14 protein-coding genes and 1 pseudogene are annotated in these 17,728 nt (G+C 63.2%); 7 read left to right on the top strand and 8 right to left on the bottom strand.

The window, feature by feature from the left end; translation table 11 throughout:
- On the bottom strand, positions 1-1,249 hold a 1,249-nt coding region (locus CWO89_RS24770; protein ID WP_130581319.1), incomplete at its 3' end, for an 8-oxoguanine deaminase.
- Between the two features lie 151 nt (positions 1,250-1,400).
- On the opposite strand from CWO89_RS24770, the gene CWO89_RS24765 reads away from it, so the two are divergent.
- The gene (locus CWO89_RS24765; RefSeq protein ID WP_130581318.1) at positions 1,401-2,222 is read left to right on the top strand and encodes an FAD binding domain-containing protein; all 822 of its coding nucleotides are present in this window, start codon (positions 1,401-1,403) and stop codon (positions 2,220-2,222) included.
- Entirely contained in the window at positions 2,219-4,939 is a 2,721-nt protein-coding gene (locus CWO89_RS24760; protein ID WP_130581317.1) for a molybdopterin-dependent oxidoreductase, read from the top strand. Before CWO89_RS24765 ends, CWO89_RS24760 begins: the two co-directional genes overlap by 4 nt.
- Before the next feature lie 335 nt (positions 4,940-5,274).
- On the opposite strand, the gene pucL is transcribed toward CWO89_RS24760, so the two are convergent.
- From pucL to CWO89_RS24735, 5 genes are all read right to left on the bottom strand, one after another.
- Positions 5,275-6,117, bottom strand: coding sequence for a factor-independent urate hydroxylase (gene pucL / locus CWO89_RS24755; protein WP_130581316.1), 843 nt, complete (start codon positions 6,115-6,117; stop codon positions 5,275-5,277).
- Between the two features lie 436 nt (positions 6,118-6,553).
- Complete coding sequence (uraD, locus tag CWO89_RS24750) at positions 6,554-7,438, bottom strand: 2-oxo-4-hydroxy-4-carboxy-5-ureidoimidazoline decarboxylase (RefSeq protein WP_130581315.1); 885 nt, start codon at positions 7,436-7,438, stop codon at positions 6,554-6,556.
- A 4-nt stretch (positions 7,439-7,442) separates the two neighbouring features.
- Positions 7,443-8,381, bottom strand: a complete 939-nt coding sequence (gene puuE / locus CWO89_RS24745) for an allantoinase PuuE (protein ID WP_130581314.1) — start codon at positions 8,379-8,381, stop codon at positions 7,443-7,445.
- Entirely contained in the window at positions 8,381-8,794 is a 414-nt protein-coding gene (locus tag CWO89_RS24740; RefSeq protein WP_130581313.1) for a DUF3830 family protein, read from the bottom strand. The genes puuE and CWO89_RS24740 overlap by 1 nt, the downstream gene beginning before the upstream one ends.
- Positions 8,795-8,894: 100 nt before the next feature.
- Complete coding sequence (locus CWO89_RS24735) at positions 8,895-9,200, bottom strand: hypothetical protein (protein ID WP_130581312.1); 306 nt, start codon at positions 9,198-9,200, stop codon at positions 8,895-8,897.
- A 242-nt stretch (positions 9,201-9,442) separates the two neighbouring features.
- On the opposite strand from CWO89_RS24735, the gene CWO89_RS24730 reads away from it, so the two are divergent.
- Both CWO89_RS24730 and CWO89_RS24725 read left to right on the top strand, forming a co-directional pair.
- Entirely contained in the window at positions 9,443-9,670 is a 228-nt protein-coding gene (locus tag CWO89_RS24730; RefSeq protein ID WP_130581311.1) for a hypothetical protein, read from the top strand.
- 96 nt (positions 9,671-9,766) lie between these two features.
- The gene (locus CWO89_RS24725) at positions 9,767-10,501 is read left to right on the top strand and encodes an SDR family NAD(P)-dependent oxidoreductase (RefSeq protein WP_130581310.1); all 735 of its coding nucleotides are present in this window, start codon (positions 9,767-9,769) and stop codon (positions 10,499-10,501) included.
- A 96-nt stretch (positions 10,502-10,597) separates the two neighbouring features.
- Here the strand turns inward: CWO89_RS24725 and CWO89_RS24720 are convergent, their stop codons facing one another.
- Positions 10,598-11,479: an aldose 1-epimerase family protein gene (locus CWO89_RS24720; RefSeq protein WP_130581309.1), complete on the bottom strand. Its 882-nt coding sequence runs from the start codon at positions 11,477-11,479 to the stop codon at positions 10,598-10,600.
- 171 nt (positions 11,480-11,650) lie between these two features.
- Between CWO89_RS24720 and CWO89_RS24715 the strand changes: the two genes are divergently transcribed.
- Positions 11,651-13,204 carry an ABC transporter substrate-binding protein gene (locus CWO89_RS24715; protein ID WP_130581308.1) on the top strand — a complete coding sequence of 518 codons (1,554 nt, stop codon included), beginning with the start codon at positions 11,651-11,653 and terminating at the stop codon, positions 13,202-13,204.
- Between the two features lie 257 nt (positions 13,205-13,461).
- Here the strand turns inward: CWO89_RS24715 and CWO89_RS49165 are convergent, their stop codons facing one another.
- A complete protein-coding gene (locus CWO89_RS49165) occupies positions 13,462-13,980 on the bottom strand; it encodes a hypothetical protein (RefSeq protein WP_349644901.1) in 519 nt (172 codons plus the stop codon).
- 786 nt (positions 13,981-14,766) lie between these two features.
- On the opposite strand from CWO89_RS49165, the gene CWO89_RS24700 reads away from it, so the two are divergent.
- Both CWO89_RS24700 and CWO89_RS24695 read left to right on the top strand, forming a co-directional pair.
- Positions 14,767-15,663 carry a CHAD domain-containing protein gene (locus CWO89_RS24700; RefSeq protein WP_245476516.1) on the top strand — a complete coding sequence of 299 codons (897 nt, stop codon included), beginning with the start codon at positions 14,767-14,769 and terminating at the stop codon, positions 15,661-15,663.
- 220 nt (positions 15,664-15,883) lie between these two features.
- Positions 15,884-17,125, top strand: a pseudogene (locus tag CWO89_RS24695) (SulP family inorganic anion transporter); the annotation flags it as partial.
- Positions 17,126-17,728 lie beyond the last annotated feature (603 nt).

The following is a 17,728-nucleotide window of genomic DNA, read 5'->3' as shown; positions in this document are numbered from 1 at the left end:
CGACCATCACGCGGTCGGCGCGCTGCGCGCCGCACAGCACCAGCGCTGCCAAGGGATCGCCATGGCCGGAGAAGCGCAACTCGTCGAGCTTGAACAAAGCGAGATCGGCGGCCTTGCCGACGGCGATCTCGCCGAGCTCGGGACGGCCGACGCAGGCGGCGGAGCCTTTGGTTGCCCAACGCAGCGCATCCTTGTGGCTGACGCGGCCAACGCCGTAGCGCGCCCGCTGCACCAGGAAGGCGGCGCGCACCTCCTGCATCAGATTGGAGCCGTCGTTGGAGGCCGAGCCGTCGACGCCAAGGCCGATGCCGACGCCGGCTTCCTCCATCTCGCAGACCGGGCAGCAGCCCGACGCCAGCACCTGGTTGCTGCAGGCGCAGTGGCTGATGCTGGTCCCGGCCTTGCCGAGCCGCTTCATCTCATCGGCGTTGAAATGGATGCCGTGCGCGAGCCAGGTGCGCCCATTGAGCCAGCCGCATCGCTCGAGATAATCCAGCGGCCGGCAGCGGTATATCTCCTCGCAGAACCTGTTCTCGTCCTCGGTCTCGGCGAGATGAGTGTGCAGGCGAACATCGAGCTTGTCGGCAAGCTCGGCGGTCTTTTGCATCAGCGAGGTCGTCACCGAGAACGGCGAGCATGGCGCCAGCGCGATCTGCACCATCGCCTGCTCGCCGCGCTGGTGATGCTTTGCGACCACGCGCGCGCTGTCGGCCAGAATGGTGTCCTCATCCTGCACGACGCTATCGGGCGGCAGACCGCCGTCGCGCACCGACAGATTCATCGAGCCGCGCGTGAGCAGCACCCGCAAGCCGAGGCGCTTTGCAACGGCCACCTCGATATCGACGGCGTCCTCGAGCCCGGCGGGAAACACATAGTGGTGATCGGTCGTCGTGGTGCAGCCCGACAGCAGCAGTTCCGACATTGCAACGGTGACACCGAGCTGGAGCGATTCCGGCGTCAGCCGCGCCCATACCGGATAAAGCGCCTTGAGCCAGGGGAACAGCTCGCGATCGAGTGCAGCCGGGAGCGCCCTCGTCAGCGTTTGATAAAAGTGGTGATGGGTGTTGATCAATCCCGGCAGTACAACGTGTTCGGCTGCGTCGAACACCGTTACCGACGTAGCCGTTGGCTCCTTGCCGCGGCCGACCAGTTCGACGATCTTGCCATCCTTCACCACGACGCCGCGTTCGGCGCCTTCGGCCAGAATGGAAAGCGGATCCTTGATCCAGATCGGGTGCGTTTGGTCCATGATTCCACCATCTATAGAGAAGCATCGGTGTTTGGTTCGATGCAAGGACCGTCCCAATTATGGCCAACAATTGGCGTCGGTCTTGCAAGGCTTCTTAAGTGAGCAAGACTCTTAAGCTAGGATGCATCCTGTTGAAAGCGTCGGCGTATCGATGGACCTGAACACGATCACGGAAGTCGCCCATCCGAAATCCCGGGCGCAACTGCCTGTTTGGAAAGCAGGCGATGCTTGGCTGGCGGGCGGCACCTGGCTGTTCTCGGAGCCGCAGGCGCATCTGAGGCGGCTGATCGATCTCTCCGATCTGAAATGGCCGGCGCTGACAATTGGCGACGACAACTTCACCATCGCCGCCACCTGCACGGTGGCCCAGCTTGACGGCTTTGCCTGCCCGCCGGACTGGATCGCCTCGCCGCTGATCAACCAATGCTGCCGCTCGTTCCTCGCCTCCTTCAAGATCTGGAAGACTGCGACCGTCGGCGGCAATATCTGCATGTCGCTGCCGGCGGGGCCGATGATCTCGCTGACGTCGGCACTCGACGGCCTCGCCACGATCTGGCAGACCGATGGCGGCGAGCGCAAGACTCGCATCATCGACTTCATCACCGGCAATCAGCAGAACCTGCTTCGGCCCGGCGACCTCCTGCGGCAGATCGACATTCCGCTCGCGGCGCTGCGGCGGCGTTCGGCGTTTCGCCAGATCTCGCTGACGCCGGTCGGTCGCTCGGCGGCGCTGTTGATCGGAAGCACCGACAGCGAGGGCAGCTTTGCGCTGACCGTGACCGCCTCGACGATACGGCCGATCAGACTCTCCTTTGCCACTATCCCAGAGCAGGAGGAATTGCGCGAGACGATCCTGCGGCGCCTCCCGGACAATCTCTACCACACCGACATCCACGGCAAACCGGTCTGGCGCAAGCACATGACGGTGCGGCTCGCGGAAGAGATCCGCGCTGAACTCAAGGCGCAGCCATGACCTTCGACATCAACGGCAAGACATTCTCGGAAGCGCCGCGGGCCGGACAATGCCTGCGCACCTTCCTGCGCGACCTCGGGCATTTCGGCGTCAAGAAAGGCTGCGACGCCGGCGATTGCGGCGCCTGCACCGTGCTGCTCGATGGCGAACCGGTGCATAGCTGCCTGATCCCGGCGTTCCGCGCCGAAGGGCATGCCGTCACCACTATCGAGGGATTTGCACCTGACGGCGGCACCCATCCGCTGCAGCAGGCCTTCCTTGACGCACAGGGATTCCAGTGCGGGTTCTGCACGGCCGGCATGATCCTGACCTGCGCATCGCTCAACCAGGCGCAGCGGCAAGACCTTGGCGCTTCGCTGAAGGGCAATATCTGTCGCTGCACCGGCTATCGCTCGATCAAGGATGCGCTCGACGGCAAGTGCAACATCGAGGACGACGGCGCCGGGACCGCCTTCGGCCGCAGCCTGCCGGCGCCGGCCGGACCGCTCGTGGTGCGCGGAGCGGCGCGCTACACGTTCGACACCAAGGTGGAAGGTCTGCTGCACGTCAAGCTGCTGCGCTCGCCGCATCCGCACGCGAAGATCGTTTCGATCGACAAGAGCGCGGCGCTCGCGGTGCCCGGTGTGCATGCGGTGCTGACCCATGAGGATGCACCAAAACTTCTGTTCTCGACCGCGCGGCATGAGAAGGACTGGATGGACCCCGAGGATACCCGCGTCCTCGACGACGTCGTCCGCTTTATCGGCCAGAAAGTCGCCGCCGTCGTGGCGGAGACCGAGGCCGCGGCGGAAGAAGGCTGCCGCCGCCTCAAGGTCGACTACGAGCTGCTGCCCGCGGTGTTCGACCCGGCCGAGGCGATCGCGCCGGGGGCGCCGGTCCTTCATGGCGACAAAACGGTCGAACATCGCATCACCAACCCCACGCGCAACCTCGTTGCGGAGACGCATGGCGAATATGGCGACGTCGCGAAAGGACTGGCGGAGGCTGCCGTCACCTATGAGGGGACGTTCACGACCCAGCGCGTCCAGCATGCCGCGCTGGAGACCCATGGCGGGCTCGCCTGGATCGACACTGAGGGCATCCTCAATGTCCGCTCCAGCACGCAAGTGCCGTTCCTGACCCGACGCGGGCTGTCGCAGATCTTCGATCTGCCATCCGATAAGATCAGGGTGTTCTGCGAACGGGTCGGCGGCGGATTCGGCGGCAAGCAGGAGATGTTCGTCGAGGACATTCTTGCGTTGGCCGCGCTCAAGACCGGACGCCCCGTCAAGCTCGAATTCACCCGCGAAGAGCAGTTCATCGCCACCTCGACACGGCATCCGATGCGCGTCAAGGTGAGGGCCGGCGCCGACAAGAACGGCAAGCTGACCGCGCTGCAGCTCGACGTGCTCTCCAACACCGGCGCCTACGGCAACCATGCGGGGCCAGTGCTGTTCCATGCTGTGGCCGAGTCGGTCAGCGTCTACAACTGCCCGAACAAGAAGGTCGACGCCGTCGTCGCCTACACCAACACGCTGCCGGCCGGCGCCTTCCGCGGCTACGGTCTGCCGCAAGGCCTGTTCGCCGTGGAAGCCGCGATCGACGAACTGGCAAGACAGCTCGGCATCAATCCGTTCGACTTCCGCCGCCGCAATGTCGTGAAGCCCGGCGATGCCATGCTGTCGCCGCCGCCTTCGCAATATCACGACGTGCTCTATGGCTCTTATGGCCTCGATCAGTGCCTCGACCTGGTCGAGCGCGCGATGGCCGAGGACACGTCGCGGCATGGATTGTCGCCTGAGTGGCTGATCGGCGACGGCATGGCGCTGACGATGATCGACACCGTTCCGCCGGCCGGGCATCTCTCCGATTCCAAAATCTCGCTGCGCGAGGATGGCGGTTTCGAGCTGACGGTCGGCACCGCCGAGTTCGGCAACGGCACCAGCACGGTGCATCGCCAGATCGCGGCGAGCGCGCTGGCGACGACGGTCGATCGCATCGTCCTGAAGCAATCCGACACCGCGCATGGCGGCCACGATACCGGCGCCTATGGCAGCGCCGGCATCTTCGTCGCCGGGCGCGCGACGCAACATGCAGCGGAAAATCTCGCGGTCGCGATCAAGGCGTTTGCGGCCGAGATGTGCGAAGTGGATGCCGACTTATGCCTGCTGGACAATGAAAACGTCGTCTGCGGCAAGCGGCGCCTGTCCTTTGCCGACCTTGCGAAAGCCGCGAAAGAGCGTGACAGCGTGCTGGAGGCCAGCGGCAGCGCGCATGGTACCCCGCGCTCGGTCGCGTTCAACGTGCAGGGTTTTCGCGTCGCCGTAAACAGGGGCACCGGCGAAGTCAGGATCTTGAAGAGCGTGCAGGCGGCCGACGCCGGCCGCGTCGCCAACCCCATGCAATGCCGCGCGCAGGTCGAAGGCGGCGTCGCACAAGCGCTCGGTGCCGCACTCTACGAGGAGCTCGTGATCGACGATGGCGGACGGGTGATCAATCCGAGGTTCCGCGACTATCACCTGCCCTCTTATGCCGACGTGCCGCGGACGGACGTCTTCTTTGCTGAGACATCAGATGCGGTCGGGCCGATGGGCGCGAAGTCGATGAGCGAGAGTCCATACAACCCCGTCGCCGCCGCACTCGGCAATGCAATCGCCAACGCCACCGGCATCCGCTTCACCAGCGTGCCGTTCAAGCCCGACCGCCTGTTCCCGGCGCTGCATGAGAAGTATGGGTAGTCGCGAATGTCGCACCGTTGCTCTCCGCCGTCATTGCGAGGAGCGAAGCGACGAAGCAATCCATATCTCCGCGAGTGGAGAGATGGATTGCTTCGCTTCGCTCGCAATGACGGAGTGTGTAGGGTGGTGCCCACCATCACGAGCGGAATGCGTGATGGTGGGCACGCTTCCGCCGTCGCCCGTGGACAGGTCACAGCGAGTGGGTCGCTTTGCCCACCCTACGCCCCCGTCTGTCATTCCGGGGCGCGCGGAGCGCGAACCCGGAATCTCGAGGTTCTCCGATGTGCAATCGCACATCGTAGTTCGATGCTTCGCATCGCCCCGGAACGACATCGTCAGCCCCGCCCCACCGTGCACTCGATCTGGCCGTGCGGCTCGTCAGTCGGCAGGAACACCTGGTTGTTGTTGTCGAGCCCGAAGGCGGAGAGATTCATCGGGATGAAATGCATGTTCGGGCAGGCCATGCTGATCTCGGACATCTCGGGCACCGCCGCGAGCGCCGCCTCGCCCATGCGGTAGAGGCTGTCCTGCACGCTCCAGCTATAGGTGGTCGAGAACACCTCGAGCAGCACATCGAGGATCTTCGCATTCGTCGCCGGATAGCTCGCTGGCTTGCCCGACCATTTCCACGACGCCACCATGCTGGTCGCGCAGATGCGGTCATGCGTCTCGGAAAGCGTGGTGTAGCGGTCCTTGAGGTAATTCTCCCAGCCGGATTGAGTCGACTTCATGAAGGCGAAGCCGTCGATACCCGAGGCGAGCGTCATCGGTCCGCCACGCGTCGCCGTAAGTTCGACGGTCGGCTTGCCGTTGCCGTCGAGCACGAAGCTGTGCGGATGCGGCTTGCCGCCGAAGCTCAGCCTGTTCCACTTGGTCTCGTGCGAGGTGATTGATACCGATGACACCTGCGGATAGGTGTCGAAATATTTCTGCGCCAATACCTGGCAGAATTCTTCCGGGGAGAGCCCGGTATTCTCGCGGGCGACGACGTTGACGACATTCTTGATGGTGTCGGTCGACACCGTGTTGGAATTGTCCGCATCGGTATAGGTGCGGGCGAAATCACCTTCGAGCATCGCCTTGATGTTGAGCTGGCTGACCTCATGCCTGTCGCCATCGCGATGAATGCGCATCACGCGGACACGGCCCTTGCCGTAGCGGTTGTTGATCAGCGGCACGTGAAAGCCTCCCGTTGAGCCGGTAAATTCAAACGGGCATTGCGCCCGATCTACACATAATGAGCAACGTTTATGCCACCGGGCAAGCTTCGGGCACGGCAACGTGAGTTGGTGTGACCTGCCACCGCTGCCACAATCTTCGCCATCCTTGCCGCGGCCTTCATCAGCGGCATCGGGTATACGTCGTCCCGCACATACGGGCCTCATCCTGAGGAGACCGCGTAGCGGTCGTCTCGAAGGATGGCCGCGGGCGAGATACGGGCCTCATGGTTCGAGACGCGCCTGACGGCGCTCCTCACCATGAGGGACCGGCAGTCGTAGGGTGGGCAAAGCGCAGCGTGCCCACCTTTCTTGCACCGCCCGTGGATGGTGGGCACGCGGAGCCTGTCATCGGGCGCGCGTTCGCGCGACCCGTTGGCTTTGCCCACCCTACAACTTAACTGCCGCGATACGTGGCATAGCTCCAGGGCGTGACCAGGAGCGGCACGTGGAGATGGCCTTCGGGCTCGCTCACCGCAAAACGCAGGGGGATGCGGTCGAGGAAGGGCGGATCGGAGAGCGGCACCTGGCGGCTCGCAAAATACTCGCCGACGCTGAACAGCAGCTCGTACTTTCCTGATGGCAACGGGCGGCCGCCGATCAATGGCTGATCCGTACGGCCGTCGGCGTTGGTCACGGCGCGCGTCACGACGCGGCTTAAGCCGAGATCGGACAATTCGATCAATTCGACAGCGATGCCGGCGGCCGGCTTGCCACTATGCGTGTCCAGCACATGCGTCGAGAGACGGCCGTGCACGGGAAGTCTGTCCTCCGCCGTCACGAGCTGATCGAGCCGCAGCGCGGCGATGCGGCAGATCTCCTCGACCGATCGCTGTATCTCGGCCGGCACATCGTTCGGCAATCGCCGCTCGAAGTCGCGCAGGATCGAATCCCTGGTGTGGCGGCGCACGCAGACGATATAGGGGAAGCCGAATTTCGAGCGATAGGCGTTGTTAACGCGCTCGAACGCATCATATTCGGCATCCGACAATCGGTCGAGGCCGGCGCTGTTCTGTTCGGCATCGGATTCCGCGGTGAGGCCCGCGGCGCGCTGGGTCTTGTCGGCGAGATCGGGATGCAACTTGATGAGCGCTATCAGGAGTTCAGCCGGTGCGCGTTCGACCGCGGCCTTCATCGCCGCGAACAGCGCGTTGACGCCGGCGAACGGCCGCTGCGTCGCCACCTGTTCGGCGATCCACGGCGAGTGCTCGAAGATGTTGGCGAGCGCCGTGACGAATTCGTCGCGGGTATAGCTGTTGAGATCGGCTGTCGTGATCGACATCGGCCTATCCGATGCTGAAGGCTTGTTCGGCGAGTTGCCTGTGGTTGGCGTGCCAGTGCTCGGCGATCTGCAGCCGCGTCGGCACCCAGACGCGGTCGTGCTTCGTGACGTAGTCGAGGAAGCGCATCAGCGCCGCGGCGCGGCCGGGACGACCGACCAGGCGGCAGTGCAGTCCGACCGACATCATCTTCGGCGAGGTTTCGCCCTCGGCATAGAGCACATCGAAACTGTCCTTCAAATAGCTGAAGAACTGATCGCCGCCGCCAAAGCCCTGCGGGTTGACGAAGCGCATGTCGTTGGCGTCGAGCGTGTACGGGATCACCAGATGCGGCTCAACGCCCGCCGCCTTGATCCAGTACGGGAGATCGTCGGCATAGGCGTCGCAGAGATAGGAGAGGCCGCCCGTTTCCATCAGAAGCCGGAGCGTATTGATCGAGGATCGCCCGGTGTACCAGCCGAGCGGCCGCGCGCCGGTCGCCTCGGTGTGCACGCGGATCGCTTCCGCGATCTCGGCGCGCTCCTCGTTCTCCGACATGTGCTTGTGTTCGACCCATCGAAGGCTGTGGCTCGCGATGTCCCAGCCCGCCTCCTTCATCGCGGCGACGATTTCGGGGTTGCGCTTCAATGCCATCGCGACGCCAAACACGGTGGTCGGCAATCGGCGCTCGCCGAACATCCGCCACAGCCGCCAGAAGCCGGCGCGCGAGCCGTATTCGAACATCGATTCGATATTGGCATGGCGCTCGCCCGGCCACGGCTGTGCGCCGAGCACATCAGACAGGAACGCCTCCGAGGCACTGTCGCCATGCAGGATGTTGTTCTCGCCGCCCTCCTCGAAATTCACCACGAACTGCACGGCGATGCGGGCATTGCCCGGCCATTTCGGATCGGGCGGGTTGCGGCCATAGCCGCGGAGATCGCGCGGATATGCTGCGTCAGCCACTACACTTCCTCGAAACGAATCTTCTGCGCGCCCTTCCAGAGCACGGTCTTGCCGAAGCTGACGAGGTTCTCAAGCCCCGACGTCAGCGTGATGAAATGGTTGCCGGCGAGCTGGCCCATCTTGCTCGCGAAATGCACGCCGCCATAGGCAAGCAGGATTTCGGTTTCGCTGATGCCGCCGGGATAGAGGATGATCTGGCCGGGCGCCGGATAGCTGGTGTGGTTCTCATAGGAGACGCCGAAGTCGCGATCGCCGAGCGGCATCCAGACCCCCTCGCCGCTCCAGCGGACATGGATCGCCTGGCTCTCGAACGGCATCGCCTTGCGAAAGGCCGCAACCGTCTTCGGCGCCAGCGCCTCCTCGAAGCGCGCGTCGAATTTGAAGTCGCCGGCATGGACAATCAACTTGCTCATCGATCTCTTCTCTCGGATCTCTTTTCTTGCGTGGCTGGAACCGTTCCTCGCTACCGCATTGCAGCGCGTCATCGGAAGCAAGGACCATTCCAGAGGAAGCTCAGTCGCCGTTTCGGCGATCGTAAGACCAGCCGAACAGACCGCTGCGCTGCGTTTCAGGCTCGGGCGGCGTCGGCTTGGCTTCGGCCTGCGGCGGCGGTGGAGGCGGCGCCGGCAGGTTCTCGCACTTCAAGGAGTAGACCAGTTCGCCTTTCGCAGTGCGGCCGATCGGCGCGCAATCGTCCGCCCGCGCGACCGCGCCTTTTGTCGCACTCTTGGCGTCCTTGGGCACCAGTTGAGTCTGGGCCAAGGCCGGCGAACAGGCCGGCAAGGCGACCAACAGCAACACTGGTAAAAACTTCTTCATCGGCCTCACTCGTTGGGAATCATTTGCCTAATTGAACCGGACCGGCACCGGCAGTCCCATGATAGCGCGAACCGCCTGTAATACCTGCTGAATATTTAGCCGTGACCAAGAAATTTGCTCGCCGCTTCGTGATGGGCGCAACCGTTATAACCGTCAGCGCACATCGCTATCTCCCTGACTAGCGCTGAGCTGCGAGCCGCACAGGCCTTGCTGACGAAGCGTGATAAAACCGGGAGAACCACATGAAGACCTTCCTTACCATCCTTGGGTCAGCTTTGATTATTGCATCGTCCGTACAGTTCGCTGCGGCAGCGCAGCGTCCTCACCACTACAAATCGGACCGCGTCGTGGTGCGCCAGCAGCCGTGTCCCTGCAATTCCTATGCAGCCTGGCCTGCTCCGTCCCCTGAGATGTACGACTACCCGCCGAGCGTCTTCACGGGTGGCTGGTCAGCACCCGCCGGCCATTGAGCCGATCGAGGCTGAACGTAACAAGGGCCGGCCGCGGACATCGCGGTCGGCCTTTTCGTGTAACATGACCTCGCAACCTTCAGACGGGAGAGAATGATGACGACAGCGACATTGCGCGGCCATGTGGCGCTCGTGACCGGAGGTTCGCGCGGCATCGGCGCGGCGATCGTGCGCGCGCTGGCGGAGCAAGGCGCGGCTGTGGCGATCAATTATCGCGAGCGCGCGGGCGACGCGGATACGCTCGCGAAGGAGATCACGGCCGCGGGCGGAAAGGCGATCGCGATCGCCGCGGATGTTTCGCAAGGGCCAGCGGTTGCGCAGCTCGTGCAACGCGCCAGCGCCGAGCTCGGCCCGATCGACATCCTCGTCAACAATGCCGGCATCGCCATCACGCGCGGCGTCGACGATCTCACCGAGGCCGATTTCGATTCCACCATCGCGGTGAACCTGAAATCGGTGTTCCTGTGCACGCAGGCGGTGCTGCCGGCGATGCGCGCGAAGCAATGGGGCCGCATCGTCAACATCTCCTCGGGCGCAGCAAGAGGCGCCGGCGCGATCGGGCCGCACTACAATGCGTCGAAAGCCGGCGTCGAGGGATTGACGCGGGGCTATGCGGCACGCCTCGTCAAGGAAGGCATCACCGTCAACGCGGTCGCGCCTTCGCTGATCGAGACCGACATGATGAAGGGCCAGCCAAATCTGGTCGGCCGGATTCCGCTCGGCCGTTTCGGCACGGCAGACGAAGTCGCGCAGGCCGTCATGCTGCTGATCGGCAACGCCTACATGACCGGCCAGACCGTCGCGATGAGCGGCGGCATGGCGTTCAACTAAAGCGCCACGATCTGTAGGGTGGGCAAAGCGAAGCGTGCCCACCATCCCGAGCGGAGTGCTAGATGGTGGGCACGTCGCTGCGCTCCTTTGCCCACCCTACGCGGCTGCAGCGCTGCGAATTCGGTAGCTCAGCGATCGGCTCGCGCCGGGCGCGATCTGCATCAGGCCGGGCTTGCCTGTGAACTCGCCGTCAAAATCCACCGGGCTGGCAAAGCCGTGCCACGGCTCGATGCACAGGAACGGCGCGCCGCCGGGCTTTGACCAGATGCCGAGTTCGCGAAAGCCGTCCCAGGACATTTCGATCGACGGGCCGCGATCGGCGGCATAGCGCACCGAAGTGCTGGCGAGATGGTCCAGGATCACCGCGTCATCGTCGAATAGCCGCTCCGACAATGCGAGTGCCTTCCCTTTGATCGGAGATGGCTGCGCATCCGGCCGCATCAGGCCGCCATCGAGCCGGCGGACCGGCGCGGGCTCATCATGCGAGAAGCTCAGCGTGTAGGCTTCCTTGGCAAGGCCCGGAAGCAGCGGCCAGTTGAAGGCGGGGTGTCCGCCGAGCGAGGCCGGCAGCGTCTCATCGCCGGGGTTGGCGATCTCGAATGTCACCTCCAGATCGGCGCCCCGTGCCGCATAGGTCACCTCCAGGCGGAAGGCGAAGGGATAGCGGGCGCGGGTCGCGTTATTGTCGACCAGCACCAGCTTGCAGGACGCGGCCTCACGCGAGACCCATTCAAACCGCTGATCGCGCGCGAAGCCGTGTTGCGTCATCGGGTAGGTCTTTCCCTTGTGGCGCAGCTCATCGTTCTTCAGCCGACCGACGATCGGAAACAACAGCGGCGCATGCCGCGGCCATTCCGGCCCGGCCTGCCACAACAGCTCGAGCCCGTCTGCATTCTTCAACGAACAGAGCTCGGCGCCGGCGGCCTTGATCGTCGCGGTGATACTGTCGCTGCGGATGATGTGGGTGTCTGTGCTCACGTCTGACCTCGCGGGGATAGCGCGCCAATCTCTGTATATTTTTTAAGCTGACGATGTCGAGACTTTCATCTTGCCGCGGCAATCGCGGATATGTGAGCCTCCCGACCACCGAACTTGGAAAGCCGCTGTTTCCGGCGAATTGCGGCTGTTCCGATGCGAGAAAGACGGGTCATGTTCAAACGGCTGTTGTTTGCCTTCCTCCTTACCACCGCAAGCGTCGGCACCGCGATGGCGCAGGAATCGCCAAGGATGGGAGGCGTGATCAACACCGTGATCCAGCCGGAACCGCCCGGCCTGATGCTAGCGATGATCCAGAACGGCCCGACCCAGATGGTATCCGGCAATATCTTCGAGGGATTGTTGCGCTACAGCCCGAAACTGGAGCCGCTGCCCGGCCTCGCGGAAAGCTGGACCGTCAGCCCGGACGCCAAGGTCTACACCTTCAAGCTCAAGCCTGATGTGACCTGGCATGACGGCAAGCCGTTCACCTCGGCCGACGTGCTGTTCTCGATCGACATGCTGAAACAGACCCATGCGCGCGCCCGCAACAATTTGTTGCAGGTCGAAAAGGTCGAGGCGCCCGACGACCTCACCGTGGTGTTCACGCTCAAGGAGCCGTTCGGTCCGTTCCTCGGCATTTTCGAGGTCGGCTCGATGCCGATGATCCCGAAGCATCTCTATGCGGGCACCGACTTCAAGACCAACCCCTATAACAATGCGCCTATTGGCACCGGTCCCTTCATGTTCAAGGAGTGGAAGAAGGGCTCCTACATCCGTCTGGTGAAGAACCCGAACTATCACGAGAAGGGCAAGCCTTATCTCGATGAGATCTATTGGCAAATCATTCCCGACGCTGCGGCGCGTTCGGTCGCCTACGAGACCGGAAAGATCGACGTGCTGCCCGGCGGCTCCGTGGAGAATTTCGACGTGCCGCGCCTGTCGAAGCTCAAGGACACCTGCGTGACCGGCGCCGGCTGGGAGTTCTTCAGCCCGCTGGCGTGGCTGTGGCTCAACAACCGCCAGGGCCCGACAGCGAACAAGAAGGTGCGTCAGGCGATCTTGTATGCGATCGACCGCAACTTCGCCAAGGACGTGATCTGGAACGGGCTCGGCAAGGTCGCAACCGGCCCGTCGTCATCGGCCATCAAGTTCTATACCGGCGACGTGCCGAAATACGACTTCAACCCGGCCAAGGCCAAGGCGCTGCTGAAGGAGGCCGGCTACAATGGCGAGAAGGTGCGCCTGCTGCCGCTTGCCTATGGCGAGACCTGGCAACGCTGGGGCGAAGCCGTGAAGCAGAACCTGGTCGACGTCGGCATGAACATCGAGATGATCGCGACCGACGTACCCGGCGGCAACCAGAAGATCAGCGATTGGGACTACGACATCGCCTTCACCTATCTCTATCAGTACGGCGATCCGGCGCTCGGCGTCGGCCGCAACTACGTCTCCAGCGCCATCGCCAAGGGCCAGATGTTCAACAATGTCGAGGGATATTCCAACCCCGAGATCGACAAGCTGTTCGCTGAAGGCGCGATCGCAACGCCCGACTCCAAGCGCAAGGAGATTTACGAGAAGGCGCAGAAGATCCTGGTCGAGGACGTGCCGGTTGCCTGGATGCTGGAATTGCAGTTTCCGACCATCACCCGCTGCAAGGTGAAAAACCTGATCACCACCGCGATCGGTGTCAATGACGGCTTTCGCGACGCCTGGATCGAGAAGTGAGCGTGAGCGTTAGAGCATGAACCGGAAACACGGAGACCGGCTTTCCCTCGTGCCGAAATACTGGCGTCCGGTCGTGATAGATCGAACGCCAGCAGCCCCTCACACTCCAAATAACCGCCTCTCTCGGCGCGTCTATAAACAGCGCTCAACGCGCACGGCGACCGCCACGCCCTCAACAACCCTTGCCTCACCCCAAGATGCTGTCATCCCAGCCTGAGGTGAGGGCAAGACGAAGATGGACGACGAGAGATCAGACGCTATTGATTCACGATGTTCCCGGTTGCGTTGAAGTCCTTCTTCTTGTCGTACCCGGAGTCGCGTAGATTTCGGAAATACATGTCGCGGTCTTGGCTGCTCATACCGCCCTGCCAGCCGACCGGAGGCGGACCCGCAAATGCGTTCGAGTACATCGGACGGGCACCGTAAGCGCCTGAATAGTAGGGGCCACCGCCATAGTAGCCTGTCCCTGTGTAGTAAGGGCCGCCTCCCCATCCCCAGGAGGGTGAGGTGGCACCGACCGCCGCAGCCGTTCCGACTGCCGCAGCCGTTCCGACCGCCGCGGCGCCTGCCATACCGGCACCGTATGCGGCCCGCCGGGTTTGCCGACGCGCAACACCCGCAGCGCTCACGGGCGTCAACGGGCGACCGACCCGTGCCTGGGCGCTCTCGACCGACAGCGTCACGCCGCGCTGTTCAGACCAGTTGAATGAAAGGAGCGCCGCACAGGCGAAGGTCGAGATCGCAATGGCAACTTTTGTCACAGTGGTCTGCGTCATATTGCTTCCTCCATTTTTTCTGCCCCATTTTTGCGACGTCTTTTGGTGTTGGCACGCATTGCGCGGGTCAGAGAGATTGCCCGCACAGAGTTGAAGCAATGAAGGTTCAACCGGAAAAGGCTGTACTCGACGGGATGAACCGGCACATCGGCGTAAATCTCTGCATGTTGGTACGGCAACAGCAGACGACTTGCAGGACCGCCATCATATACTCCTGCGCTTCAGAAATCCGGCGAAAAAATTGACAGTGAGACTGTCATACTTCGAGCCTCGTTGAAGGTTGAGTGTAGTTGTTCGGATGCGCCAGTAACATCTGCTCCGGCTTCCGGATTACCTCCGTCCGCGGCTGGTAAGCGGGCGCAATATCCTACACCGCTTCGAAGAAGGCATAATTCTGCCAGCTGCGCATGCGCAAAAGAATCTTCCGCAACAACAATAGCTCAACGCAGCGCGCCGATTTTGTCGGCGTGCAAAACCGCAACGCTCATTGGAGTCAAGGGACGACCGACTCGCGCCTGGGCACTCTCGATCGACAGCGAGACGCCGCGTTGCTCAGACCAGCCGAAGCAGAGCAGCACCGCGCACGCGAAGGTCGAGGTTGCTCGCACGAATGTGATTAGATGCGAGGCTGGCTAACGCCCCGCGCGACAGTCTTCGCAGGTGCGACGCATTGCTGCTTGATCTGGCGCAATGCCTATTTGACAGCCTGCCTCCAGAAACCGTTTGATCGAGGCAGGGAACCGTCGGGCGAAGTCTGTAGATCCGAATCCGGGACGTGAGCCACATATGAAGCGATCGAAAAGGTCCGCGAAGGCGCGTATATCCCGCCCCAAGCGGGCCCGCGCGCAGTTGAGCGGCGAAATGCCCTGCGCGACCGTGTTTCGTCTGGTGGGCTCCGCCTGCCTCCAAGATGTCAAGGCTCACCATCGCGGCGCCCGCAATGGCGATACCGTTGCAGTGCATCAGACGCGCGTGGCGCTGACCCGTTTTCGCGCGGCGATCGCTTTCTTCGGACCCATGGTGGAGGATCCCGAATGGACCCGCCTGAAGTCCGAGCTGAAATGGCTCAACGCATATCTTGGCGCCACGCGCGACCTTGATGTCGCGATCGGGAACGCTCCGCGCGAACGGCTGTTCAGGACAGCCCGGGCCGAGAGCCAGCGCCAGTTGAGACGGGCGCTGACGTCGGACCGCTATCGCCGGTGGTTCAAGGATATCGTCGATTGGGTCAACCATGGTCCCTGGTCTCATATGAGCGACCACCGCCTGGTGCGGCTCCGGGCATCGCCGGCCTGCGAGTACCACGCGCGCCGGCTCGCCGGCTGGCATGAAAAGCTCGTCAAGAGGAGCCGCGGCCTGCAGGGAATGGGCGGGCGCAAGCAGCACCGGGTCCGCCTGGCCAGCAAACGGCTGCGCTACGCGATCGAGTTCTCCGAAGACGTGCTGCCGAAGGACGATTTTGCGCGGTGGCGCGCGATCGTGAAGCAGCTACGCAAGGCACAGCAGATTCTCGGCGAACTGCACGACGCCGAGGCTGCGCGGGCGCTCGCGGCAGAGCTGCAACAACGCATCAAGACGAGCCGCGCGGGCCGCCAGCGGAAACCGCTCGAGCTGCTGGACAAGAAGGAAAAAGAGCGGCTGCTCCAGCGCGCTGCGGTCGCATACCGCAGGATTGCAGCCTAGGGCAGTTTCGGTTCTGATTGGATCAGAACCGAAACTCCAGATTCTTATTTTGACGCGTTTTCTTCACGCGAACCGGTGTCCACTTCGCTCGAAAACGCTCTAGCTATTGCGGTCAACCCCGTATTTGTCCGGGCAGGTTTGTTGATCGAGCGCATTTTCTTGCACCGCACGATTCGGCTAGTTTCCATTCAAGAAACTCGCATTTCTCCTGGTTGACAGCATGCCCGACGGTTCTTCGACGGCCCATCTCTATCGCCCGAAACTCATGACCACGCTGGGCGAAGGCTACAGTCCCGACAAGCTCCGCCAGGATGCCGTTGCCGGTCTCACCGTGGCCGTGGTTGCGCTGCCGCTCTCGATGGCGGTCGCGGTGGCCTCCGGCGTGACGCCGGAACGGGGGCTTTTCACCGCCATCGTCGGCGGTTTCCTGGTCTCGGCGCTCGGCGGAAGCCGGTTTCAAATCGGCGGACCGGCAGGCGCCTTCATCGTGCTGGTGGCGGCGACCGTCGCCCAGCTCGGCGTGAACGGCCTGCTGCTGACCGTGCTGGTGTCCGGCGTCATGCTGACCCTTGTCGGCGCGACGGGTCTCGGCTCGCTGATCCGTTACATGCCGCATCCCGTGACCGTCGGCTTTACCTGCGGAATCGCCGTGACCATCTTTGCGAGCCAGATCACGGACCTGTTCGGCCTGACGCTTGCCGGTCCCGAGCCGGGGCCCCTGCTCGCCAAGCTAATCGTGCTTGGCCGGGCGCTTCCGACCCTGAACTGGGCCGCACTCGGCATTGGCGCAGGCACGGCCGCGATCATCTTCGTGCTCCGGCAATGGCGGCCGACCTGGCCGGGAATGCTGATCGCCATTGCGATCGCCTCGGTCTTGGCGCTGGTGCTGCAACTGCCGGTCGAGACCATCGGCACCCGTTTCGGTGAAATCCCCCACAGCCTGCCAGCGCCGCAGGTGCCGGAGTTCTCATACGACCTGCTGCTGAAGGTCTTGCCTGCGGCGCTCTCGTTCACGCTGCTCGGCGGCGTCGAGAGCCTGCTGTCGGCCAAAGTCGCCGACAGCATGACCGGCCGCAAGCACCGTTCCAACATGGAGCTGGTCGCACAGGGCATTGCCAACATCGCCTCCGCCTTGTTCGGCGGCATCAGCGTCACCGGCACCATCGCGCGCACGGCGACCAATATCCGCGCCGGCGGCCGCAGCCCGCTCTCCGGCATGCTGCATTCCGTCTATCTCCTGCTGTTCATGCTCGTTGCCGCCCCCTTGGCGCGCTACATCCCGCTCGCGGCTCTCGCCGGTGTCCTGGTCGTGGTCTGCTGGTACATGGCAGAGAAGGAGGAGTTCGTCCGGCTGGTGAAGGACTGGCGGAGCGGCGTGGTGCTGGTGCCGACCTTCGCACTGACGATCTTCAAGGATCTCACCTTCGGCATCGTCACAGGATGCATCCTCGCGGTGCTGTTCGCCAAGCTCGGCAATCCGCAGAAGCCGGAGGACGCCTAGGGCTGCGATTTTTGATTGGCCGTCATTGCGACCGAAGCGAAGCAATCCATCTCTTCGCTGGCTGCGGCATGGATTGCTTCGTCGCTTCGCTCCTCGCAATGACGGCCAATGAGAACCGAAGCTTTAGATTCTCGTCTTGACGTGTTTTCTTAACGCGACCCGGTATCCACTTCGCTCGAAAGCGCTTTATGCAGGCCAAGCGACTTGTAGGGTGGGCAAAGCCAACGGGTCGCGCGAACGCGCGCCCGATGACAGGCTCCGCGTGCCCACCATTCACGATCAGAGCAAGAAAAGGTGGGCACGCTTCGCTTTGCCCACCTTACAGACTGGAGCTTTCCCAAAAAGGTGATCGCCAGAGCTTCGCATTGACGGGAGGCCCGCCTATATCAGCCCCTGCTTGTATTATGCCTGTCATTCAAAGCCGGGGAATCCAGCATGGGTAGCCCATCCATTCTCGAACCGACGGCCGCGCAAGGCAGCGTGCTGATCGCGGGCGTCGGCGCGACCGAGGGGGTGGGTGCGGCGATCGCTCGCCGGTTCGCCGCAGGCGGATACCCGGTCGCA

Origin of the sequence: Bradyrhizobium sp. Leo170 (genome assembly GCF_004296405.1) — a bacterium.
Classification (GTDB): Bacteria; Pseudomonadota; Alphaproteobacteria; order Rhizobiales; family Xanthobacteraceae; genus Bradyrhizobium.
The sequence above is the reverse complement of the archived record's forward strand: the minus strand, read 5'-3'. Positions and strand labels throughout refer to the sequence as shown.

Excerpts from the sequence above, each read along its gene's own strand:
- CWO89_RS49165 (WP_349644901.1), bottom strand. The coding sequence starts at position 13,980 with ATGACGCAGACCACTGTGACAAAAGTTGCCATTGCGATCTCGACCTTC.
- CWO89_RS24725 (WP_130581310.1), top strand. The coding sequence starts at position 9,767 with ATGACGACAGCGACATTGCGCGGCCATGTGGCGCTCGTGACCGGAGGT.
- CWO89_RS24735 (WP_130581312.1), bottom strand. The coding sequence starts at position 9,200 with ATGAAGAAGTTTTTACCAGTGTTGCTGTTGGTCGCCTTGCCGGCCTGT.
- uraD (WP_130581315.1), bottom strand. The coding sequence starts at position 7,438 with ATGTCGATCACGACAGCCGATCTCAACAGCTATACCCGCGACGAATTC.
- CWO89_RS24715 (WP_130581308.1), top strand. The coding sequence starts at position 11,651 with ATGTTCAAACGGCTGTTGTTTGCCTTCCTCCTTACCACCGCAAGCGTC.
- CWO89_RS24760 (WP_130581317.1), top strand. The coding sequence starts at position 2,219 with ATGACCTTCGACATCAACGGCAAGACATTCTCGGAAGCGCCGCGGGCC.
- CWO89_RS24740 (WP_130581313.1), bottom strand. The coding sequence starts at position 8,794 with ATGAGCAAGTTGATTGTCCATGCCGGCGACTTCAAATTCGACGCGCGC.
- CWO89_RS24700 (WP_245476516.1), top strand. The coding sequence starts at position 14,767 with ATGAAGCGATCGAAAAGGTCCGCGAAGGCGCGTATATCCCGCCCCAAG.
- CWO89_RS24730 (WP_130581311.1), top strand. The coding sequence starts at position 9,443 with ATGAAGACCTTCCTTACCATCCTTGGGTCAGCTTTGATTATTGCATCG.
- CWO89_RS24765 (WP_130581318.1), top strand. The coding sequence starts at position 1,401 with ATGGACCTGAACACGATCACGGAAGTCGCCCATCCGAAATCCCGGGCG.